Origin of the sequence: Anoxybacillus sp. PDR2 (assembly GCF_009834045.1) — a bacterium.
Lineage (GTDB): Bacteria > Bacillota > Bacilli > Bacillales > Anoxybacillaceae > Anoxybacteroides > Anoxybacteroides rupiense.
On sequence record NZ_CP047158.1, the window covers coordinates 2,028,909 to 2,050,920 of the forward strand.

20 protein-coding genes, 1 other RNA gene and 2 pseudogenes are annotated in these 22,012 nt (G+C 41.9%); 9 read left to right on the forward strand and 14 right to left on the reverse strand.

What is annotated here, in order from left to right:
- Window positions 1-98 precede the first annotated feature (98 nt).
- The 11 genes from GRQ40_RS09685 to GRQ40_RS09735 form a co-directional block, all read right to left on the reverse strand.
- The gene (locus GRQ40_RS09685; RefSeq protein ID WP_159719873.1) at window positions 99-737 is read right to left on the reverse strand and encodes an HlyD family secretion protein; all 639 of its coding nucleotides are present in this window, start codon (window positions 735-737) and stop codon (window positions 99-101) included.
- 4 nt (window positions 738-741) lie between these two features.
- Window positions 742-1,185: a MarR family winged helix-turn-helix transcriptional regulator gene (locus tag GRQ40_RS09690; RefSeq protein ID WP_159719874.1), complete on the reverse strand. Its 444-nt coding sequence runs from the start codon at window positions 1,183-1,185 to the stop codon at window positions 742-744.
- Between the two features lie 273 nt (window positions 1,186-1,458).
- Window positions 1,459-1,649, reverse strand: a non-coding RNA gene (gene ssrS / locus GRQ40_RS09695) — 6S RNA.
- A gap of 56 nt (window positions 1,650-1,705) precedes the next feature.
- Window positions 1,706-3,253, reverse strand: coding sequence for an acyl-CoA carboxylase subunit beta (locus tag GRQ40_RS09700; protein WP_159719875.1), 1,548 nt, complete (start codon window positions 3,251-3,253; stop codon window positions 1,706-1,708).
- Between the two features lie 14 nt (window positions 3,254-3,267).
- Window positions 3,268-4,047, reverse strand: coding sequence for an enoyl-CoA hydratase (locus GRQ40_RS09705; protein ID WP_159719876.1), 780 nt, complete (start codon window positions 4,045-4,047; stop codon window positions 3,268-3,270).
- A 17-nt stretch (window positions 4,048-4,064) separates the two neighbouring features.
- Window positions 4,065-4,973: a hydroxymethylglutaryl-CoA lyase gene (locus tag GRQ40_RS09710; protein WP_159719877.1), complete on the reverse strand. Its 909-nt coding sequence runs from the start codon at window positions 4,971-4,973 to the stop codon at window positions 4,065-4,067.
- Window positions 4,974-4,985: 12 nt separating this feature from the next.
- Window positions 4,986-5,198, reverse strand: a complete 213-nt coding sequence (locus tag GRQ40_RS09715; protein ID WP_159719878.1) for an acetyl-CoA carboxylase biotin carboxyl carrier protein subunit — start codon at window positions 5,196-5,198, stop codon at window positions 4,986-4,988.
- 85 nt (window positions 5,199-5,283) lie between these two features.
- Window positions 5,284-6,639 carry an acetyl-CoA carboxylase biotin carboxylase subunit gene (locus tag GRQ40_RS09720; protein ID WP_159719879.1) on the reverse strand — a complete coding sequence of 452 codons (1,356 nt, stop codon included), beginning with the start codon at window positions 6,637-6,639 and terminating at the stop codon, window positions 5,284-5,286.
- 10 nt (window positions 6,640-6,649) lie between these two features.
- On the reverse strand, window positions 6,650-8,293 hold the full coding sequence (locus GRQ40_RS09725; protein WP_159720839.1) for an AMP-binding protein: 1,644 nt from the start codon (window positions 8,291-8,293) through the stop codon (window positions 6,650-6,652).
- A gap of 63 nt (window positions 8,294-8,356) precedes the next feature.
- On the reverse strand, window positions 8,357-9,499 hold the full coding sequence (locus tag GRQ40_RS09730; RefSeq protein WP_044741650.1) for an acyl-CoA dehydrogenase: 1,143 nt from the start codon (window positions 9,497-9,499) through the stop codon (window positions 8,357-8,359).
- Window positions 9,500-9,618: 119 nt separating this feature from the next.
- Complete coding sequence (locus tag GRQ40_RS09735; protein WP_066149047.1) at window positions 9,619-10,266, reverse strand: TetR/AcrR family transcriptional regulator; 648 nt, start codon at window positions 10,264-10,266, stop codon at window positions 9,619-9,621.
- Window positions 10,267-10,425: 159 nt separating this feature from the next.
- Here GRQ40_RS09735 and GRQ40_RS09740 point away from each other — a divergent pair, with 159 nt between their 5' ends.
- Entirely contained in the window at window positions 10,426-10,962 is a 537-nt protein-coding gene (locus tag GRQ40_RS09740; protein ID WP_197431018.1) for a flavodoxin family protein, read from the forward strand.
- Between the two features lie 309 nt (window positions 10,963-11,271).
- Here the strand turns inward: GRQ40_RS09740 and GRQ40_RS09745 are convergent, their stop codons facing one another.
- Window positions 11,272-12,036, reverse strand: coding sequence for an alpha/beta hydrolase family protein (locus GRQ40_RS09745; RefSeq protein WP_159719880.1), 765 nt, complete (start codon window positions 12,034-12,036; stop codon window positions 11,272-11,274).
- A 123-nt stretch (window positions 12,037-12,159) separates the two neighbouring features.
- On the opposite strand from GRQ40_RS09745, the gene GRQ40_RS09750 reads away from it, so the two are divergent.
- Together GRQ40_RS09750 and GRQ40_RS09755 are read left to right on the forward strand one after the other, a co-directional pair.
- The gene (locus GRQ40_RS09750) at window positions 12,160-12,411 is read left to right on the forward strand and encodes a hypothetical protein (RefSeq protein WP_044745992.1); all 252 of its coding nucleotides are present in this window, start codon (window positions 12,160-12,162) and stop codon (window positions 12,409-12,411) included.
- 148 nt (window positions 12,412-12,559) lie between these two features.
- Window positions 12,560-12,811: a DUF6154 family protein gene (locus tag GRQ40_RS09755; RefSeq protein WP_159719881.1), complete on the forward strand. Its 252-nt coding sequence runs from the start codon at window positions 12,560-12,562 to the stop codon at window positions 12,809-12,811.
- A gap of 30 nt (window positions 12,812-12,841) precedes the next feature.
- On the opposite strand, the gene ilvA is transcribed toward GRQ40_RS09755, so the two are convergent.
- Entirely contained in the window at window positions 12,842-14,050 is a 1,209-nt protein-coding gene (gene ilvA / locus GRQ40_RS09760; RefSeq protein WP_066149051.1) for a threonine ammonia-lyase, read from the reverse strand.
- A 483-nt stretch (window positions 14,051-14,533) separates the two neighbouring features.
- On the opposite strand from ilvA, the pseudogene GRQ40_RS09765 reads away from it, so the two are divergent.
- The 4 genes and pseudogenes from GRQ40_RS09765 (at window position 14,534) to GRQ40_RS09775 (ending at window position 17,453) form a co-directional block, all read left to right on the forward strand.
- Window positions 14,534-15,126, forward strand: a pseudogene (locus GRQ40_RS09765) (IS607 family transposase).
- A 41-nt stretch (window positions 15,127-15,167) separates the two neighbouring features.
- Window positions 15,168-15,320 (forward strand): helix-turn-helix domain-containing protein, encoded by a 153-nt coding sequence (locus tag GRQ40_RS19000; protein ID WP_369815545.1) that lies wholly within the window; start codon window positions 15,168-15,170, stop codon window positions 15,318-15,320.
- Between the two features lie 555 nt (window positions 15,321-15,875).
- Window positions 15,876-16,157, forward strand: a pseudogene (locus GRQ40_RS19005) (zinc ribbon domain-containing protein).
- A gap of 159 nt (window positions 16,158-16,316) precedes the next feature.
- Complete coding sequence (locus GRQ40_RS09775; RefSeq protein ID WP_066149124.1) at window positions 16,317-17,453, forward strand: MFS transporter; 1,137 nt, start codon at window positions 16,317-16,319, stop codon at window positions 17,451-17,453.
- Window positions 17,454-17,568: 115 nt separating this feature from the next.
- Here the strand turns inward: GRQ40_RS09775 and GRQ40_RS09780 are convergent, their stop codons facing one another.
- Entirely contained in the window at window positions 17,569-18,771 is a 1,203-nt protein-coding gene (locus GRQ40_RS09780; protein WP_066149053.1) for an MFS transporter, read from the reverse strand.
- A gap of 606 nt (window positions 18,772-19,377) precedes the next feature.
- Between GRQ40_RS09780 and GRQ40_RS09785 the strand changes: the two genes are divergently transcribed.
- Window positions 19,378-20,559: an alanyl-tRNA editing protein gene (locus GRQ40_RS09785; RefSeq protein ID WP_159719882.1), complete on the forward strand. Its 1,182-nt coding sequence runs from the start codon at window positions 19,378-19,380 to the stop codon at window positions 20,557-20,559.
- A gap of 154 nt (window positions 20,560-20,713) precedes the next feature.
- Window positions 20,714-21,979: a two-component system sensor histidine kinase NtrB gene (locus GRQ40_RS09790; protein WP_159719883.1), complete on the forward strand. Its 1,266-nt coding sequence runs from the start codon at window positions 20,714-20,716 to the stop codon at window positions 21,977-21,979.
- Window positions 21,980-22,012: the final 33 nt, after the last annotated feature.

A 22,012-nucleotide genomic window follows, 5' to 3' on the forward strand; every position in this document is an offset into this window, starting at 1 on the left:
CGACGTTCCGTTTTCTCTTTACTGCATAATTCAATGCAGCAAGTACGAAAACAGAAAAAACAATATAGGCTACGAAAAAGCTAGACATGCTTGATCACCTACTTATGAATGCGAACGGTGACATTCATGCCCGGCACTAGTCCCGCTCCGCTGTAGTTATCAATGGAAATCGTAACAGGGACAACTTGTGTCACTTTTGTATAGTTTCCTGTATTATTGGAGCTTGGGAGCAAGCTGAATGTGTTTGCTGTCGCATAGCCAAGCTTTTGAACCGTTCCTGTAAATTTCCGATCTGGATAAGCATCAACATAAATGTCAACGTCTTGACCAACCTTTACATCCTCTATATCGGTTTCATTGATGTTCGCAGTAACCCATAAGTCATCTAAATCATATCCGCGTGCCAACGCTGTCCCGGCAGCCACAAAAGAATTCGCTACAGCATTTTGCTGAACGATCGTAACATTTTGTGGCGCTGTCACAGGAATTGTATGCTCTCCGTCCGATACTTCCCCAACTTTATCATCTTTGCGAAAGTTTTTTCCGATATCGGCAGACCAATTTGTCAGCTTTCCTGAAACGGGAGATGCAATCACAATTTGCTGCCCGTCAACATGGGCGTTATCTGTTTTAATATAGTTCGTCGCTTCGTTTACATAATAATAAGCCGCAAAGCCGCCGGCTACAAGTAAAATAAGAACAATGATATTCAATGTAATGAGACGTCTTGTATTCACTCGTTTATTCCTCCCCTAGCAAAATGTCTCGAATGGTACCATGAAGCGATATGAGATGTTCTAACTCTTCCTTACTGATTACATCTGTCAAGCGTTTTAACTGTCGAAACAGTGCCGAATCCTCGTCATTGAACGCTTCTTTAAGCTTTTTTCGTCCTTTATCGGTTAAAGATAGGGTTACAGCGCGCCTGTCTTCTTTGGATGTTTCGCGCATTACCAAATCCGCACTGACTAATCGGTCCACGGTCCCACTGACCGTGCTATTGCTCATGTTTAACTTCTCCGCCAGATCATTTAAACGGACGTTCTCTTGTTTAAACAGCGTGTAAAGAATAATGAGCTGCAGCTCTGTGATCCCCACTCGCGTTGCATCCTCGCGAACCAGACGATACAACGCTTTTTGAATCCGAAAAACGGAATACATCAAGTCACGCCCTAATGGATTCATTGATTCCCTCCTTTCATTTCAATTTAAATAATTTCAATACGAATTATTCTCATACGAAAATTGATTATAGCATATTTTTATTAAAAATCAACTATCTTGTCTTTATCATTCCAGAGATTAGTATGTCCTTTATCAAACTAAGTAAAACTACTGTTATGGTAATAAGGTCTCATTCAATTAAATAAAAATTTTGTCAAAAAAGATAAAAATTTACCTATATCAATATAACAAAAAGCCGACCTCTGAAAGAGATCGGCTTTTGTATGATCGAATAAAGATGCCGCGATTTGCCGTTTTCTGAATGGAGTTTCTCAACCACACTCCACTAGGTGGGTGTCCGCAGAAACGTTCTTGTCGTCCTCCGCATCCGATTATCGAGGCATGACATTCCCGTTTCGATATGGAACTCCCTCTTTACAGTCATCGGTTGAAACTTCATTCTGTCACGTACAACGCAGCAGGTGATTATTATCATACATAATCTTTTGCAACTTTGCAAGTATCTATTCCTGATTTTTTATTACACTGGATACACTCCATGCTTTCTTTCCGAAAAGACGATGTATTTCGACATATAGGCATCAAAGCGGCGAGTCAATTCTTCCCGCAGCTGATTTGGCGCGATAATGCCATCGATGACCATCTCTGACGCTAAGCGATAAATATCAATATCGCGGCGATATTCCTCCCGTTTTTGTTCAATAAAGGCTGCTTGTTCTTCTTTAGGAAGTTCAGCAATTTTATTGGCATATACCGCATTAACGGCTGCTTCCGGTCCCATCACAGCAATTTGCGCATTAGGAAATGCTAAGCAGCAATCCGGTTCAAAGGCTGGGCCAGCCATCGCATAAAGACCGGCCCCATACGCTTTCCGCACGATAACAGAAATTTTTGGAACCGTTGCTTCTGACATCGCTGAAATCATTTTCGCTCCATGGCGGATAATTCCTGCTCTTTCCACTTTTGTGCCGATCATAAATCCAGGAATATCGGCTAAAAATAAAAGCGGAATATTGAAAGCATCACATAAAGTAATAAATTTGGCTGCTTTATCAGCCGAATCATGGAATAAGACACCGCCCTTGACGCGCGGTTGGTTAGCAAGGATGCCAATTGGCTGTCCATTCAAGCGAGCAAGTCCTGTAATCAATTCAGGTGCAAATAGCTTTTTGATTTCGCAAAAAGAGTCTTCATCCACAAAACGCTCAATCAAATCATACATATTAAACGGCGCATTTTGATTCAACGGCAAAATATCCTCGATGTTTTTTTCAAAGCTCTTCGCTGGCTTTGCTTCGGCAACCGGCGGTTTTTCAGCGAAGTTGGCCGGAAAATAAGATAAGTACTTGCGTGCAAATTGGATCGCTTCTTCTTCTGTTTTTACAAGCACATCTCCGCATCCTGAAACACTGCAGTGCATACGCGCTCCGCCCATTTCTTCGAGCGTCACTTTTTCGCCAATGACCATTTCGGCCATTCGCGGCGATCCTAAATACATCGAAGCATTCCCTTCAACCATAATGACGATATCACAAAAAGCAGGAATATAAGCGCCACCGGCTGCCGATGGACCAAATAATAAACAGATTTGCGGCACTTTTCCAGACAGCTTCACCTGATTGTAAAAAATGCGCCCTGCCCCGCGGCGGCCAGGAAACATTTCCACCTGGTCGGTAATGCGCGCTCCGGCAGAGTCTACTAAATACAGCATCGGGCATCGAAGCTTTTCAGCGGTTTCTTGGATGCGAATGATTTTTTCTACGGTGCGTGATCCCCAAGACCCGGCCTTTACCGTTGAATCATTGGCCATTACACATACGGTTTGCCCATTGATTTTGCCGATCCCCGTTACCACCCCGTCAGCCGGCAGGCCGTCAGCAAGACAATTGGCAAATAAAGCATCCTCAAATTGCATCCCATCATCAAATAACAGCTTTAGACGATCCCGTACAAATAGCTTGCCTTGCTCCGCATTTTTTTGATGGTACTTTATGGCACCACCTTGTTCAATTTTTTCAATTTGTTCCGCCAATTTCTCAGTTAACGTTTTTGCTTGCTCGTTGATCACTCGCACTTCCTCCTTTACTCTCCTTTATAAACAGGCTTCCGTTTTTCTTTAAAGGCCTGCAGCCCTTCTAAACGGTCCTTTGTTGGAATGGTCATCTCGTAAGCCATCTGTTCCAGCTTCAAGCCTGTATATAAATCGACTTCCAGACCTCGATTAATGGCTATTTTAGCTTGGGAAACAGCGATCGGCGCATTTTGGATAATTTGTTCGGCAAGTTCATTCGCCTTTTCCATTAACTGCTCATCAGGAACAACATACTCTACTATTCCAAGCTGGGCCGCTTCCGCCGCTGTTAGCCGCTTGGCCGTAAAAATGAGCTCTTTTGCTTTTCCTTTTCCAATTAAACGCGGAAGCCGCTGAGTTCCACCGGCTCCCGGAATAATGCCAAGCGATGTCTCGGTTAATCCAAGCTGAGCATGATCAGAGGCAATGCGGATGTCACAGGCTAACGCCAATTCCAGGCCACCGCCAAAAGCAACGCCATTCATGGCACAAATCGTCGGTGTTGGCAGCTGTTCAACTTCATTGATCGTATCGCGAATCAGTGCGACCGTTTTTCTCACCTCTGTTTCAGTCATACTGGCGCGTTCTTTTAAGTCGGCACCAGCGCAAAACGCTTTTTTTCCACTTCCTGTTACAATTACACATCGGATCGAGCGATCAAATTTTAATTGCTCAAGCTTTTGCTTCAGCTCGTTTAACATCGCAGTGGACAAAGCGTTGGCCGCTTGCGGGCGATGCAAGGTCAGCATCCCCACTCCATTCGCTGCCTCATAGAGAATAGACGGTTCCATTCAATCACTCTCCTTCATTAGGACAAACACGAATCGATGGTTTGTAACTGATGGCTACTGAGCACTCGACCGATTTTGTTTTGAATGAATAGGGCCGCTTCCGTTAGTCGCGTGGCGTCAATGCCTGTAGCAATATCCATGCCATGAAGCATATATAATAAATCATCGGTTGCGACATTTCCGGAAGCTCCCGGAGCATATGGGCAGCCACCCAATCCGCCGAGTGAGCTGTCAAAGGTTGTAATGCCCATTTCTAATGAAATCAGTACATTGGCTAAAGCGGTTCCTCTCGTATCGTGAAAATGCATGGCTAGTTTTTCTTTTGGAAATCTCTTCAAAAGTGAGTTGAGTACAGCTTCCACTTGGCGCGGGGTAGCAACACCGATCGTATCGCCTAACGAAAGCTCATCCACTCCCATTTCAAACAACCGCTCTGATATAGCGGCTACCTGTTCAACGGAAACTTCCCCCTCATAAGGGCAACCAAAAGCCGTTGAAAGATAGCCGCGAACGGTTTTTTGAGCACGCTTTGCTTCCTGAACAACAGCGGTTAGAACAGGAAAGGTGTCGGAGATGGATTTATTAATATTTCTTTGATTGTGTGTCTCACTTGCCGACATAAATACTGAGATTTCGTCCACTTGAGCCGCCAAAGCTTTTTCAAGCCCTTTTTGATTCGGAACAAGTGCAGCGTATGTAACACTAGGAACTCTCTCAATTCCTGTTGCAACATCGAAGGCATCAGCGAGCTGCGGAATCCATTTTGGATGAACAAATGATGTGATTTCAATGTACGTCAACCCTGTTTTGGAAAGCTGATTAATCCAAGCAATTTTATCTTCAGTCGCAATGGCTGTCTTTTCGTTTTGCAGCCCATCACGAGGCCCTACCTCTTTAATTGTTACGTGTTTCGGCCAGTTTCCCACGCTCCTCACCTCTTATTCCAATTCAAGCAAAATGTCGCCTTCATTGACAAAATCGCCTTCTTGCACATGAATTTCTTTAACGATTCCGCTTGCTTCTGCAGCAATGGGAATTTCCATTTTCATTGATTCTAAAATTACGACATCTTGCCCTTCCTCAATTTTTTCGCCAACAGAAACAACAATTTTCCATACATTTCCCGCCATTGTTGCCACAATTTGATTCATCTTTTTATTCCTCCATTTCCTAATCTTGATGATCGAATGTCTTCCACTTTCTTAATGAAGAAAAGTGGAAGACTTCATGAGCCTCTTATTTTTTGATCGAAATATTGCTTAAATGACGATTGACAAAATCTGTTGTCGTATGCCCCGCTTGAAATGCCGGGTGCGTTAATACTTCTTTTAGCATTGGAATGTTTGTTTTAATTCCTTCAATTTGATAGCTGTCGAGCGCTTGCAACATGCGATCAATTGCTTCCTTTCGGTTTTTGCCTTTCACAATTAATTTCGCAATCATAGGATCATAAAACGGCGTTACCACCATTCCGCTTTGAACAGCTGTTTCATTGCGAATATGCTCTCCTTCCGGTAATTGAAAGGCCGTAATGGCTCCTGGGGATGGAAAAAAGGTTTTTGGATCTTCCGCGTAAATCCGCACCTCAATGGCATGCCCTCGGCGCTGGATATGCTCTTGGCTATAGCCAAGCTTTTCTCCGGCAGCGACGCGCAGCTGCTCTTCGACAAGATCCAAACCGGTGATTTCCTCCGTTACTGGATGCTCTACCTGAAGCCGCGTATTCATTTCAAGAAAATAGAAATTTTTCTGTTCGTCAACAAGAAATTCAATCGTTCCTGCATTTGTATAACCGATATATTTGGCAGCTTGAATCGCTGTCTCTCCCATTTTTTTTCTTGTTTGCTCATCTAAAAACAAGGAAGGAGCTTCTTCAATCACCTTTTGATGGCGCCGCTGAATCGAACATTCACGCTCCCATAAATACACATAATTCCCGTGGCGGTCCGCAAGAAGCTGAACTTCAATATGGCGAGGGTTCTGAATATACTTTTCCAAATACATCGCCCCATCGCCAAAGAAAGAAGTCGCCCGCTTTTGGTTGCCTTCAAACGCTTTGCGCAATTCCTCCTCATTATGGACGATTTGCATGCCGATGCCGCCACCACCGGCAGATGCCTTTAACATAATGGGATAACCGATTGTCGCTGCCGTGCTCATTGCTTCTTCAACATTTTGCAGCGGAAACGAAATGCCTGGAACGATCGGCACACCTGCCTCTGCCATCGTTTTCCGCGACTCAATCTTGCTTCCCATTTTCGCAATTACATCCGCATTCGGCCCGATAAATACGATTCCTTCCTCTTCACAACGACGCGCAAACGCCGGATTTTCCGACAATAGACCATATCCTGGATGAATCGCTTCCGCTTTCGTCGTTTTGGCGATTTCAATAATTTTTTCAATATTCAAATAACTTTCGCTGACACGCGGCTTTCCGATTAAATAAGCTTCGTCTGCCCATTTGACATGGAGAGAAGCAGCATCTGCTTCTGAGTATATCGCTACCGTCTGAATTCCTAACCGCTGGCATGTTCGAATGACTCGTGCTGCAATTTCTCCCCGATTCGCCACTAATACTTTTTTAAACATGCAACTCCTCCTATTCATTGGTTGTCTTGGCACGAAGAATTTGTTTAGCCTGTTCACGCAACTTAAACTTTTGGATTTTTCCAGACGCTGTCATCGGATATGAATCCGTAAATTCAATATAACGAGGAATTTTATGACGCGATATTTTTCCGCGGCAAAATTCACGAATTTCCTCAGCTGTTGCCGCTTGCCCTGGTTTTAAAATAATCCACGCCATCACTTCTTCCCCATACTTCTCATCAGGCACTCCAACCACTTGAACATCTAGAATTTTCGGATGCCGATATAAAAATTCTTCAATTTCTCGCGGATAAATGTTTTCTCCACCGCGAATAATCATATCCTTTAACCTTCCAGTAATACGGCAATATCCATTTTCATCCATTATTGCTAAGTCGCCTGTATGAAGCCATCCTTCGTCATCAATCGCTTCTCTCGTTGCTTCCGGATTGTTATAATATCCTTTCATGACATGATAGCCTCTTGTACATAACTCTCCTTGCACCCCGCGGGGCACTTCCCTGTTTGTGCCCGGTTCGACAATTTTGACTTCAACATTCGGAAGTGCACGCCCCACTGTCTCGACACGCAAATGAATAGGGTCATCCGTTCTCGTCTGAGTAATGACAGGCGAAGATTCGGTTTGTCCATAAGCAATCGTAATTTCCTTGGCTCCCATTTTTTCAATGACCGCCTTCATCACTTCGATTGGACAGTTTGATCCTGCCATAATTCCTGTTCGCAAGGAAGACAAGTCATATTTTTCAAAATCAGGGTCGTTTAACTCAGCAATAAACATGGTTGGCACGCCATGTAAAGCTGTACATTTTTCATCTTGAACCGTTTGAAGTACTTGTTTCGCGTTGAATTCTTGAATTGGTACGATCGTGGCGCCGACAGAGACGCATGCTAAGACGCCAAGCACGCAGCCAAAGCAATGGAAAAATGGCACAGGAATACATAAACGATCTTCTTTTGTAAGCTTCATGCATTGAGCGATGTTGTAGGCATTGTTGACAATGTTGTAATGACTGAGCATCACTCCTTTTGGAAAGCCCGTCGTTCCTGAGGTATATTGCATGTTGATGACATCATGCGGGTCAAGAGCGTTCATTCGTTGATCAAGTTCCTCTTCGGTGATGTCATGGGCCATCGCCAAAATATCATTCCACGTGTATGTGCCTGGGTAACGTCGGTCCCCCAGAACAATCACATTTTTTAGATGCGGAAGACGTTTCGACTTCAACTGTCCTGGCTGACATTCGTACAGTTCGGGAGCAATCTCATAAATAGTGTCAATGTAAGAGGAATCGCGATATCGTTCTATTAAAATCAGCGTGGTAGAATCTGATTGCTTCAATAAGTATTCTAATTCAGCTGTGCGGTAGTTCGTATTGACCGTTACAAGCACAGCCCCCATTTTACCTGTAGCAAACTGGCATGCCAGCCATTCAGGAGTGTTCGTTGCCCAAATGGCAACATTCTCCCCTGTCTCAATGCCCAGCTTCATGAATCCCCGAGCAACAAGACGGCAATATTCATCAAACTGCCTGTATGTCATTCTAAGTCCGCGATCTGCATATACAACAGCCTCATGCTCTGGGTAAGCGTTCGCTTTTTCTTCTAATAGCTTGCCAACTGTAACCCCTAACATCTCCGCCATAACATGCGCCTCCTTTGGTTGAATGAAATTTTCATCCGCGCCATTTTTCTGCCTTTAACATCCAAGCTGACGGGCAATGACGAGCCGCTGAATTTCAGATGTGCCTTCACCAATTTCCATAAGCTTAATATCGCGCAAATGGCGCTCGACTCCATATTCTTTCATGTACCCGTATCCGCCATGGATCTGAATGGCTTGATTACATATGCGGAAGCCAGCTTCAGAAGCGAACAGTTTAGCAAAAGAGGCTTCTTTTGTAAACGGTTTCCCTTGGTCTTTTAGCCAAGCCGCTTTATACACCATATTGCGGGCTAATTCGATTTCCATCGCCATATCGGCAAGCTTAAACTGAATCGCTTGAAATTTAGAAATGGATTGGCCAAATTGTGTGCGTTCTTTCGCATATTGAAGCGCTTTCTCAAACGCAGCTTGAGCGATTCCAACGGCAAGAGCAGCAATTGAAATGCGGCCGCCATCGAGAGTATATAAAAATTGCTTAAAGCCCTTTGCTGGATCCCCTAATACGTTCTCTTTCGGCACACGCACATTTTCTAGCACAAGCTCGCACGTATTGGAAGCACGGACACCCATTTTGTCGTAATTGCATCGAATCGTAAATCCCGGGGTATCTGTTGGAACAATAATAGCAGAGATGATATTTTTTCCTCTCTCATCCTTTCCGGTGACTGCAGTCACAATCACTTGCCTTGCATGCCCCGCATTCGTAATCCAGCATTTTTCTCCATTGATGATATATTCATCCCCGTCCAGCACCGCTCTCGTCCGGGTTCCCCCAGCATCGGAACCAGCATTCGGTTCGGTTAATCCGAACGCTCCCAACGCCTCTCCTCTCGCCATCGGAACAAGCCATTTTTGCTTTTGCTCTTCTGTGCCGAAATAGTAAATAGGGCTTGCACCTAGTGAGACAGCAGCAGCATAGCTAAGACCTGTCCCGCCACAAGCACGGCCAATTTCCTCAACAGCGACGGCATATGAAATCGTATCGCCACCAGCTCCGCCATATTCTTCTGGAAATGGAATTCCCAATAGCCCTAATTCCCCCATCTTTTTGAATATTCCGACAGAAAAATAGGCTTCTTCATCCCATTTCGCCGCGTTTGGTGCAATTTCCTTCTCGGCAAACTCCCTTACCATTTCTTTAATCATCTGTTGCTCTTTTGTCAGTTCAAAATTCATTCTCTCTCCCCCATTTATAACATATTATTCTAAAACCGACTAGTCGGTTTTGAATGGTTTTAAGACCGACTAGTTGGTTTGTTTCACGAGCAACACTTACATTCAGTAAGCATCATTTTTTAAAACGATCGGAGTGAAGCTTGCTTGTTTTTGATGAAATAAATGATATTTTCCGATTTTTGCTTAGCTTCTTCTGTAAGGACAGCATGCAAAATAAAATCAATAAAATAGTCGGCAATTTGTTCGATTGTCATCGGTCCTTCCGGTTTATACCATTTATACGTCCAGTTCACCATACCAATAATCGTCATGCCTGTAATTTCTACAGAAAGCTCTGGACGAAACTCGCCTGCGGCAATGCCTTCGCGAATGACCCGGAAAATCACCTGCTTAAACTCATCACGTTTTTCATTGATTTTTTGTGAATACTCCGGTTTTAAATAAGTGCTTTCTTGGTAAAACACCGTGATATGCGGCTTGTATAAATGAAATACTTTTACAAATGATTGAATAATGGCACATAAACGCTCTGTAGGCGTTTTATAGTTTTCATAGGCCGCCTGCGCCTTGTTGAGCACGTAAGTAATAAACACATCGTGAATGTGATAAAGAAGTTCATCTTTTGATTTAAAATTATGATAAAAACCGCCTTTTGATGCGTTAATTTCTGTGACAATCCGATCGACGGTAACTCCATGATAGCCATATTGTTCAAAAAGATGTAGAGCCGTATCGATAATTCTTTCTTTTAACGTTTTATTTGCCATTGAAAATCTCCTTTATCGTTTATATTAACATAATTTTTAGAAAAGTTAAATATTTTGTAGTTGCTATCTATAAAATACGTAATAAATGACCCAGATGTCAATAATTGTTTATAATAAGCGTTGATAAAAAAAAAGAAAGAGGTAAGTTCAATGGCTAATATTCTTCTCATGAATGGCAGTTCACGCGAAAACGGGAATACAGCACGATTAGCGCAAATTGTGCTAGAGGGGATCGCTCATCAACAGATCTATATGAAAGATTTTTCGATTACACCGATTATTGATAAACGGCATGATCCAGAAGGATTTACTCCTGTGGCAGATGACTATGAAAAAATCATTCGTCTTGTTCGCGAACATGATATTTTGATTTTTGCCACACCGATTTATTGGTATGGAATGAGTGGACAAATGAAGCTGTTTATTGATCGGTGGTCACAAAGCTTGCGAGACCCTCATTTTTCCTTCAAGGAGGAAATGAAATCAAAAAAAGCGTTTGTTGTGGCTGTTGGCGGAGATGATCCGTATATAAAAGGACTGCCGCTTATCCAGCAATTCCAGTACATTTTCCAATTTGTTGGCTTGACGTATATCGGTTACGTAATCGGTCAAGGAAACGCACCTGATGAAATTCTTTCCGACCAGCGAGCCCTAAGTGAAGCAAAATATTGGAATAAGATTTTTCGTTCGCTTTAGTTCCGTTGTTTTCTAAAAATAAACTTTTTCACACATCCGCCGGAGAGCAAGTCGGTGGCTTACCTTGGTCACATCAAAGCGTGACCGCGTGCCGACCTCTCGGCGGTTCACATGAGAGCAAATATGGAAGGGATCAGGATCATCTACCCAACTAGCACCACGAGTATGAAGATACAATTTGTGATACCATTCGGCATCGATGATGAACATCAAGGCTTTTTCTACGGTAGGAGCAGGCGACGAAACATTCAATAAGTACCCACTGTTTTTGTGGGAAGCTAGACCATCCTGACAAAATAAACAATAAGTTTAATAAATCGAGGCAAATTGCAGAACCTTATCAAGCACTTCACATTCCCATTCATGCCGATCAAACGTATGATTTGCACCGTTAATCCAGTGAATGGTTGCTTGCTCTCCATAACATCTCTGCTGATACTGGCTGCTTACTTGATAAGGGACAACATCATCATTCGTGCCATGAATCAGTAAGACTGGACCTCTATACGGCTTCGCTCGTTCGAATACATTGATCGTTTTCAAATCTTCTAAAAATGAGCGACCGACTAAATTACCCGCATGGTCATAATAAGGAGCAGTGATATCAATCTTGTTTTGCTTAACCATATACATCATTAGCTCATACATGTTTCCTGCCGGCGCTAGTAAAATAAGCTTATGAATTTCAGCCGCTCTTTCTCCAGCTAAAACACTCGCTACGAGCCCTCCCATACTAAGACCAAGCAAACAAATCTTCGTCGCATCAATGCGCTCATCTTTTTTTACAAAATCAAGAATGGCGTGCGCTTCTGCTATTTCGCTTGATACAGTCATATCTTCAAAATTCCCGTCGCTTTCCCCGCTTCCGAGAAAATCAAAACGAAAGCTCGCTATTCCTTGCTTCTCTAGCGCCCGCGACAACTTAAGAAACAATCGATGCGGCTCAAGCTTCGTCCCTGTAAAACCATGAAATAAAATGACCGCCGGAACTTTTTCACCTTCCTTTCGTGGAGGAATATGTTCCATTCCGCGAAGTGTCATTCCGCGATGCACTAACGTAATGGCCTTTTGCATCTTCTCTTCCCCTTTATCTTTATATTCGTTCCTTGTCAATTTTTTATGTAGATAGGAAAAATGAGTGATTTTATGTATAATATATGCTTTTATTTTAAAAGATAATAAACGGAGGTGAGCCATTTGGAACCAATGTTATGTCCAAATTGCAAAACGAATCGAACACGCTTTAACTTAATTGAACAGCGTCCCGTGGCAGTCAAGCTCCATCCGCAAACAGGTGAAATTGAACAAGAATATACCAATGATTCCCTTGATCCTTTCCATCTGCCTTACCGCGGACCGAGCTATCGTGTTCAATGTGCCGCATGCGGACTCATTGAAAATCAGGAAATGTTCATTAAGCATGCACAGCATTTTTCTGACATGAAGTAAAAAGAAGAGCCCTCCTCTTGATCAGAAATCACTAAAAAACACTGATCAACCATAACGAAATAAGCAAGAAATAGACAATTCCTGATAGGATCATGGGGAGGAGGGGCGCAATAAATGAAGGGCCATTAGCCTTGTGGAGGACTTATTGATGAAATTTGTTGATGAATTGTATGAATATTATAAAGATCGGCTGACTGGAGACGAAGAAGACGCAGAAATCATGACCATGTCTATTTTAGAAGAGTTGAGTCGAAAAGATTTGCTGCAACTGATTGAAGATATGGACGAAACCGAATTAGTCGGCATGGTCGGCCTTTACATTCTTGAATGTCTGAAAGCAAAAATGGCCAATGAAGGAGCCGGACAAACAAAGTGGTCTTCCTCCTCTATTATTCATTAAAAAGGATGGCTGGCCGCCACCCTTTTATTTTTATTGAAAAAACTCTACATCATATCCTTCATTGATCAACACTTGATGGACGCGATGAATGTGGTCTTGATTTTTCGTTTCAAGTGAAAAGTGAATCTCTGCTTGACCCGGCAATACCTTTGCTCCAATGCGCTGATGATGAATGGACATGACATTAGCTTCCAATTCCGCAATAATGCGAAGCAGTTTATTGAGCTGTCCAGGTTTATCGGAAATGATCGTGGTGAATGTGACAAACCGTCCTGACTCCACTAAACCGCGTTCAATGATCCGGGAAATTAATGTAACATCCACATTTCCTCCGCTTAATACCGCGACAACTTTTTTTCCTTTGAATGGGACTTTATGATATAATAACGCCGCAAGCGGACAAGCGCCCGATCCCTCTACAAGCAGCTTGTTCCGTTCAAGTAAATAAAGCATCGTTCTTGAAATTTCTGTTTCTTCTACACAAACCACTCCGTCGACATATTTTTCAATGTATTGGTATGTGATGCCACCTGGCTTTTTGACGGCAATCCCATCAGCAATCGTGTCAGCAGAGACGATCGTCACCGGTTTTTTTTGGCGAAGCGCTTCCGTCATGCCGGGACATGCCGATGATTCCACTCCGTATACTTGAATCGATGGTTTTAGTTGCTTCAATGTAAAGGCTAATCCAGCGAGCAACCCCCCTCCTCCTACTGGACACAGCACCACATCCACATCAGGCAGCTGCTCGATAATTTCCAAACCAATCGTGCCTTGACCAGCAATGACCGCTAAATCATCAAAGGGATGGACAAATGTCGCTTCACGTTCTTTTTGCAATTGTAAAGCATATTCCAGCGACTCATCAAACACATCGCCATGCAAAACGACTTCGGCTCCATATCCTTGTGTCGCCTGTACTTTGCTTAAAGGCGCCCCTTTCGGCATGACAATCGTGCAAGGAATGCCAATCATCGCACTTGAATAGGCGACTCCTTGAGCATGATTTCCCGCCGATGCCGCCACCACTCCTCGTTTCCGTTCCTCTTCACTTAATGTCATAATCTTGTTGAATGACCCCCGCACTTTAAAAGATCCCGTTTTTTGCAAATTCTCCAATTTCATATACACTTCGTTTTGAGAAAATTGACTGAATGTTTGGGAATGCTCCAACGGAGTGTGATGAACAGTCCCTTTCATTTTTTCCCTTGCCTGTAAAACATCTTGAAGTGTTAGCATCCTTTCATCACCTAACTATTTATCGTTTAATCCACGCATTGTCATTATATCGAATCTCTAAGCGATATGCTATCATGAGTGATGAAAAGCCCGTACTTTTACCTGTTTGCATCTGCTTTTCTTCTTTCGCCTTTACTTGGCAAATAACCATTCATTCCTTTATGATGAAAGAGGCAAATCAATCATGACTCGTCCTTTCGTTGTTGTTCGCTGAGAAAAAATCAAGCCCTCATGCTTTAAGAAAAGAGACTAACCTCTGCGGCATTTCATCATTGGAGACGACAGGTTGATGTCAACATCCGTGATCTTGCTGCGACATGAGACATGCCAAGAGCTGGCTCTTCGTTTTTACAAATAGCTCGATGATGATAAGGAGGGCGTAAACAATTAAAATATTTCTATAATTTTTTATAAAACTATATACATTTTATTCACTTTTGGTAAGTTGTATATAGAGGTGATTTTTATGGCGCGTATTATAGCATAGGAAAATTTGCGGAGTTAATCGAAAAAAGCGAACGGACATTAAGGAATTGGGATAAAAAAAGAGTATTAAAACCTGCATATATTGCTCCGTCTGGATTTAGATACTATTCCGACGAGCAATTGAATCAAGTATTAGGAAACAAAAAGTGCAGAAAAAAGGAATTGGGTATTGCAGAGTCCCTAGCAAAAAGCAAAAAGACGACCTAGAGCGTCAAGTTGAAGCTGTTCGAACATATATGATGGCAAAAGGTTATTCTTTTGAAATCATCGAGGACATCGGTAGCGGGATGAACTATTCGAAACAAGGGTTAAAGAAATGAATTGATTTAATATGTAGCAATAGGGTGGAAAAAATCGTTGTTCTTTATAAAGACAGGTTGGTTCGATTTGGTTTTGAATTGATGGAGCATATATGTGCTTGCTATAGCGTAGAGATTGAAATTATTGACAGCACCGAAAAGACAGAAGAACAAGAGTTAGTAGAGGATTTAGTACAAATGATCACCGTTTTTAGTTGTAAGCTTCAAGGGAAACGAGCAAACAGAGCCAAGAAAATAATAAAAGAGTTGCTTCATGATGATACGAACTAGGAAAATTTAGATTAGAACCAAATAATAAACAGCGCACCAAGCTGTTTGGTTGCGCTGGTGTTGCTCGATGGGCGTACAATTGGGCATTAGAACAGCAAGAAAATAACGATAAAAACGGCGGGAATTTCATCAAAGATGGAGATGTGCGCAAACAGCTAACGGCATTAAAACAGACAAATCCTGATTACAAATAGTTGTATGATTATAGCAACAATATTGCCAAGCAAGCGATTAAAGATTTATGTGATGCATATGCATATAAGAAGTTTTTTAATAGAAAAGCAAATAAGCCAAAGTTTAAAAGCAAGAAACAAAACAAACCATCGTTCTATCAAGATACAGCCAAAATTAAATTCAGCGATACACATGTGTATATTGAAAAAGTCGGATGGATCCCCTTCTGTCAGAAAAAGGAAAAATTCCTGTTCAATCATTGTTTGTTCAAATGGTACAATATACCCCCATGTAACCCAATCAAAACGATTAAAGCGGTTAGAGAAGCGTTTCCGTCGGTTGCAACGGAAATGTTCGAGAAAGTATGAAAGGAACAAAATCCAAGAAGAAGGAGGTGTAATCCGTTACGTCAAAACACGCAACATGACAAAACTTGAAATGCAGAAATTGCGCATTCAGATGAAAAATATCCGCGAGGATTATGAAAATAAAAGGTTCAAATGAGCTGGTGAGAACCAAGCCCACTCGAATCATAATGGAAGATCTAAACATTAAAGGGATAAGAAAAACCGCCATTGATCAAAAGCGATACAACAACAACGCCTGTATGCTTTTTTAAGCAAAAGCTAAAACATAAGTGCGAGGCATATGGCATTGAGTTTATCGAAGCAAGCCAATGGTATCCATCCTCAAAAATGTGTAGTTCATGCGGATATTTAAAGAAATCATTGAAATGATCTGAACGAACATTTAGATGTGATGCTTGCGGAATAAGTATCGACAGAGATTTGAATGCGAGCATAAATTTATCGAAATATACTGCATTTGTTTCGTACCGCGAGTTACGCGGGAAGTGAAGCCTCTGGAGCGTTACACCAAACGAGAGCAGCCTTGGCGAAATCGGGCGCGATGAATGAGGAAGCAAACAGAAACTTTCACAAGGTTTTTGTCGAGTTTTGTAAGTTTTGCGTAACGGAAGCTTATTGAAAACATCATTAGCACTTTTATTTTCTGTTATGTTTTTAGTCATGTGCGGGTTTGGCATTATCATCCCGGTTCTTCCGTTTTTTGCCGAAAGCATTGGTGCCACCCCAACGGAACTTGGACTGCTTATGTCTATCTATTCTTTGATGCAATTTCTGTTCGCTCCCATCTGGGGACGCATTTCGGACCAATATGGCCGCAAACCGATTTTACTTGTAGGAATTATAGGTTTATCTCTTTCCTTTTTTTTATTCGCTGTGGCGAAAACTCTTTCCCTGCTGTTTATAGCCCGCATCGTCGGCGGGATTCTTTCTTCCGCTACGATGCCAACTGCAATGGCTTATGTGGCTGATATTACTTCCCCTGAGGAGAGAGGGAAAGGAATGGGAATGATCGGTGCAGCCATTGGACTTGGATTTATTTTTGGACCAGCCATCGGGGGAATTTTTTCAAAAATAAGCTTACATACGCCGTTTTTCATAGCTGGAACCCTGTCTTTGCTTACTTCATTATTCGTGTTTTTGTTTTTAAAAGAATCGCTTACGAAGGAGCAAGCACAAGCAAATCGAGCGGCCCCATCGGCTTCCATTTGGCAAGATCTTAACCGTCCGATCCTACTCTTATATATTCTACAATGGTTTATTTCTTTTTCATTATCAGGTCTTGAAGCCACTTTTGCTTACTTCGCAGCAAAACGGGCCCATCTTCACTCGACGGAGCTTGGATATATTTTTATGATCATGGGACTTGCCAGCGCTCTTATTCAAGGAGGACTCATCGGCAAGCTGATTCGCGCCTTTGGAGAGGGAAGAGTCATTCAAGCAGGCATTGTGATTTCGGCAGCTGGCTTTGCCCTGATTTTACTGATTCATGACTTTTGGACAGCCGCTCTATATTTATCCATTTTTGGTGTCGGAAATGGCATGATTCGCCCTTGTCTTTCCTCCCTTATTACGAAACAGACAAACGGAGGTCAAGGGAGCGCAACAGGATTTCTCTCCTCTTTCGACTCGTTAGGACGCATTATCGGTCCTCCAGTGGCAGGATGGTTATTTACAATTACCATCACCCTTCCTTATATATCTGGAGTGATCCTGTCTGTTTTGGCCCTCTCTTGCTACTATTTATTTGTGTATAAGCAAAAAGAGAAGCACCAAACCGCTTCATAAAAAAACGTCCCAAAACATTTGGTTTTGGGACATCTTTCTTTATTAATAAGAGATGGCTATTCCAACATAGCCATTTGTCAGCAAAACTCGCCTCTAGATCTAAAAAGAACAAGCTTTACAGAGATGAATCGTGGCCTTGAACAGTGACCGATTGTCGCGATTCTTTTGCAAAAAAATAAATGACTAATATGAAAGAAACCGCACCGAATACAACCATCATATTTTTCAATCCGATCATATCAAGCAAAAATCCTGTTCCAAGAAGAACAATTTGAAACATGATACGATCCAGCATATTTTTTAATGAGAAAAAACGGCCATGATATTCTTTCGGAATCGTTTTTTGAAAAATGGTAGCGACTGTTGGAAAAAAGCAGCCGACACTAAATCCAAACAAAGCAAAAGAAAGAAGCGATGTTATTTTGATATCGGCAAAATATAAGGACACATGCGCAAAAGCAATCAATAAAGAGAAGGCGTATAGCATTTTTTGCATATCATACTTTGCGGCAATCCGTTTTAAAACGAACGTCCCTACCATGAACGAAATTCCTTCTACTGTATATAGCAAGCCTTTGATCGTGCTATCATTTTGCAATTCACTTATATTAATGACCGTTAAATTAAATCCTCCTAGGAATAAGGTCGGGATAATCGTCAGCAATAAGGAAATTTTGACGAGCGGATATTGCTTTAATATAGGGATCATCTCGCTAAAATTGGCCTTTTTGCCTTGCTGACGGCCAGTGAGGCTTTTTTCTTCGCTCACTTGTAAAAAGCAGGTCGCTACAAGAAGCAAGCCATATGCGATAAAACTGGCAATATATAAAAAATAAAGACTAACGACCGCTAACAGCAGGCCGCCTAAAGCTGTACCGAGAATACGAGAAATGGTCGATACATTCATATGAACGCCATTCATAGATAGAAGCTGTCTCTCCTCCACCACGAGCGGTATGGTTGATTGAAGCGCTGGAAAATAAAAAGCGGCGGCGATTTGAATGACAATGGTAAACATAATCATCCAGCCAATGGAAGAAAAATGAAGGGCGAGCATCATAAAAATAACGCTAATCATCCGCAATAACCCTGAATATAATAAAACGGTTTTTTTAGGAAAACGGTCACACACTTTCCCGGCCATCGGGCTGACTAAAACACCGGCTAACAGCCCTATAAATAAAATAAGCGATTTGAAAAAATCAGAAGAAACGTGCCTCTGTAAAAACTCTAAATTTCCGATAATGCCGACCCATAGCCCAAGCCCTGCTATGAATTCTCCTGACAAAATGATCCATACATTTCTGTTTCTCCACATGTCCATATCTCCCTTTCTTTTCCATTGACATTTTATCATAATTTTCTCAACTAGCAAACTACTTCTTAATGATCCTTTTTTCATAAATTTATATTGATTATTTAGAACATAGTTTAATTAAATTAAATAAACTTCTGTATTATTGTTTGTGATATGGTAGAATAGAAAGATTGTTATGGATAAGAGTTGAAGCGAACCATATAAAAGGCCCAGCCGCCTTTAGAACTTATCTTGCTAGCACTTGCATCGATCTGGAATTTACACTTTTTTTCACCGTTGACAGTCGGAAGCGAACAACGCTGCTTCATAGAACTAAGAATAGGCCTGAAAACAACGGGTTCCTACCTTTGTCAGCCGATATGTAACGAAAAGGCAAGCTTGAGGAGCTGCCTTCTGACCGTGATTTTTTACGGATTCTGTTCTCTCAATCTTTAAGTCGTGTTTAGCAACGGGCTTTTTTCTATCCGCTGCTCTTTTTTGAATTGATTTTTAGGTTAAAGGCAGGAAACTTCTCGATGAATATGTTAGAATTGGAAATATCTTTGTTGAAACTCCCATCTTATATGGTTAAGATGAGAAAGAAATAAGAGAGAAAGGGTGATCTATATGACAATCAAGCTCTATTATACTTCCCCTTCTATAACAAGCTGGAAAACAACGATTACAAGCAGCCAAAAGGACGGAGATACATACATTGTGACTCTAGCAGAAACAGCTTTTTATCCTGAAGGAGGCGGACAGCCTTCTGATTGTGGAACCATTGAAGCGATTCCTGTCATGGATGTGTTTGAGGAAAACGGTGAAGTATATCATCGCTTATCGTCGCTCCCGGCCTCATCATCTGTTCACTGTGAAATAGATGCACAGCGCCGGTGGGATCACACGCAACAGCATAGCGGCCAGCATCTACTTTCGGCCGTCTGCATAGAGCTACTAGATGCGCATACCAAAAGCTTTCATCTTGGCCGTGATATCGTATCGATTGATTTAGATACCCCTGCTTTATCAGAGCAGCAACTACTCGCTATTGAAGATCAGGCCAATATGTTGATTTATAACAACATCCCTATTAAAACCTATTACGTATCACAGGAAGAAGCAAAAAAGCTGCCATTCCGCAAGCTGCCAGAGCTGGACGGAGATATTCGGGTCGTAGAAATTCAAGGAATTGACATTTCCGCTTGCTGCGGCACCCATGTCTCAAGAACAGGAGAAATTGGCATCATTAAACTGCTTAAAACGGAAAAGCATCGCGGGATGACGCGCCTATTCTTTAAATGTGGAAGGCGAGCGCTTGACGATTATCAAACATCCCATCGCCTCTTAACATCATTAAGCCAGCATTTCGGCGCTCATCGAGAGATGCTTGCCAATGTTCTATACAAGCTAGAAGCAGAAAATAAGGAATACCAAAAGCAGCTGCAGCACATGAAACAAATGATGGCCCGCATAGAAGCAGAAGGAATCGTTCAAGAAGCGAATGATTCTTCCATTGTTTTTCGCATCTATGAGGATCTTCCAAGCAAAGACTTGCAAATCATTGCCAGCGAAGTGGTTACTCATTATCAAAAAACGGCCATCTTAGCAACAAAAGCCGAATCTCGTTTGATTATTGTCAAATCCCCTAGCCATTCTTTTCATGCTGGAAATGTGCTAAAACAACAGCTTGAAGCCACAAATGGCAAAGGAGGCGGCAATGACCGACAAGCGCAGGCTGTCTTTCCGACTAACGATGAGTTAATTTCCTTTATCCAGCAGCTGCAAAATGGGTTATCGACCCATACATGATCACCATCATTCATTGGGCCAGATCTTTTTGTCGTACAACTAAATATTATATTACAAAATTGTTACAAAATTTATGATTTCCTCTGGCGAAAACAAAAAATTTTCTGTACACTACTTAACGAAGGCTGTTTTCATTAAGGAGTAGTGGCTAATTATGCTAAATACATCTCATCAACAATTAAATAAACGGATTGCTCAATTAGAAAAAGAATTGCAATTCTATAAAAATTTTATCAAAGAATTAACGTTTCCTTTTGAATTTACTGACTATACATTAGGGATGACGATGGAAAAAAAACGGGGTCAAAAAGAGCCCATCATCGGCTTCCTCCCTGTTCAACATGAAAATGGCGCTCATCTGCAGTTGGATGTTGATTTAAGCAATGACTTGCCATTTGAGCAAATTGAGGCGTTTTTGTCGCCGATCCTTGATCTTGTTCCGCATCATATCGTTTTTGTGGACGGTAACGGTATGATCACACTTTGTAATTTACAGGCGGCCAACGATACAGGAGTGAACCGCGACTCAGTCATCGGCAAACATATACGCGAATTGCTGCAATTGCCTGATGAACTCATTGTGACGCTTAAATCCATCGAAAAAAATGAACCTATTTATAATCAGGAAGTGCTTGACCGCTATTACGGCATTATAAATACGCGTTTGATTCATAACGCCGATGGATCGATTAAACGGGTTATCAGCATGTTTCAGTCGCTTAACTTGATGAAGGAAACAGAAAAACTGGCCGTAGCAGGACGCATTGCAGCTGGAATTGCTCATGAGATTCGCAACCCGCTTACGACTGTACGGGGATATTTGCAATTTTTTAAAAACGATCTTCCAGATAAAATTATTGCGCTGATTGATAAGCTGCTGATTCCCGAACTGGATCGGGCAAACGGCATTATCACCGACTTTCTAAATATCGCTAAACCAGCGGAAGTAAAAACAAATCACATCAACATTAATCAGTTTATCACTGAAGATTTAGGCATTCTCCTGCAAAGCGAAGCGCTGCTTCACAATATTAAGGTTCATTTTGATTTAGATGAACGATTGGGTATGTACGATGTCGAAGCCGATAAAAATCAATTGCTGCAGGTATTTCTCAATTTATTTCGCAACGCGATTGAAGCAAAGACAGAAAGAACATTATGCATTGCTATTTCGAGCAAGCTGCACAATAATATTGTGCAAATTTATTTTCAAGATAACGGTCCAGGAATTCCGCCGACGATTATTGAGCATATTTTTGATCCATTTTTCTCAACAAAAGAAGCGGGAACAGGACTTGGTCTTTCTCTCTCAAGAAAAATTGTGGAATTGCATAAAGGCACAATGAAAGTGCAAAGCGACGAAGACGGAACATGCTTTATCATTGAATTGCCGATCAATCAACGGGAAGCTGCCTCTTAACATGGGGGATAGTTTCTTATTTTGTTTATTTTT

Bases quoted from the DNA above. Each gene is read 5' to 3' on its own strand.
- GRQ40_RS09775 (WP_066149124.1), top strand. From the start codon at position 16,317: ATGTTTTTAGTCATGTGCGGGTTTGGCATTATCATCCCGGTTCTTCCG.
- GRQ40_RS09755 (WP_159719881.1), top strand. From the start codon at position 12,560: ATGAAATTTGTTGATGAATTGTATGAATATTATAAAGATCGGCTGACT.
- GRQ40_RS09725 (WP_159720839.1), bottom strand. From the start codon at position 8,293: ATGTTAGGGGTTACAGTTGGCAAGCTATTAGAAGAAAAAGCGAACGCT.
- GRQ40_RS09730 (WP_044741650.1), bottom strand. From the start codon at position 9,499: ATGAATTTTGAACTGACAAAAGAGCAACAGATGATTAAAGAAATGGTA.
- GRQ40_RS09785 (WP_159719882.1), top strand. From the start codon at position 19,378: ATGACAATCAAGCTCTATTATACTTCCCCTTCTATAACAAGCTGGAAA.
- GRQ40_RS09745 (WP_159719880.1), bottom strand. From the start codon at position 12,036: ATGCAAAAGGCCATTACGTTAGTGCATCGCGGAATGACACTTCGCGGA.
- ilvA (WP_066149051.1), bottom strand. From the start codon at position 14,050: ATGCTAACACTTCAAGATGTTTTACAGGCAAGGGAAAAAATGAAAGGG.
- GRQ40_RS09715 (WP_159719878.1), bottom strand. From the start codon at position 5,198: ATGAATCAAATTGTGGCAACAATGGCGGGAAATGTATGGAAAATTGTT.
- GRQ40_RS09720 (WP_159719879.1), bottom strand. From the start codon at position 6,639: ATGTTTAAAAAAGTATTAGTGGCGAATCGGGGAGAAATTGCAGCACGA.
- GRQ40_RS09705 (WP_159719876.1), bottom strand. From the start codon at position 4,047: ATGGAACCGTCTATTCTCTATGAGGCAGCGAATGGAGTGGGGATGCTG.
- GRQ40_RS09735 (WP_066149047.1), bottom strand. From the start codon at position 10,266: ATGGCAAATAAAACGTTAAAAGAAAGAATTATCGATACGGCTCTACAT.
- GRQ40_RS09690 (WP_159719874.1), bottom strand. From the start codon at position 1,185: ATGAATCCATTAGGGCGTGACTTGATGTATTCCGTTTTTCGGATTCAA.
- GRQ40_RS09790 (WP_159719883.1), top strand. From the start codon at position 20,714: ATGCTAAATACATCTCATCAACAATTAAATAAACGGATTGCTCAATTA.
- GRQ40_RS09780 (WP_066149053.1), bottom strand. From the start codon at position 18,771: ATGTGGAGAAACAGAAATGTATGGATCATTTTGTCAGGAGAATTCATA.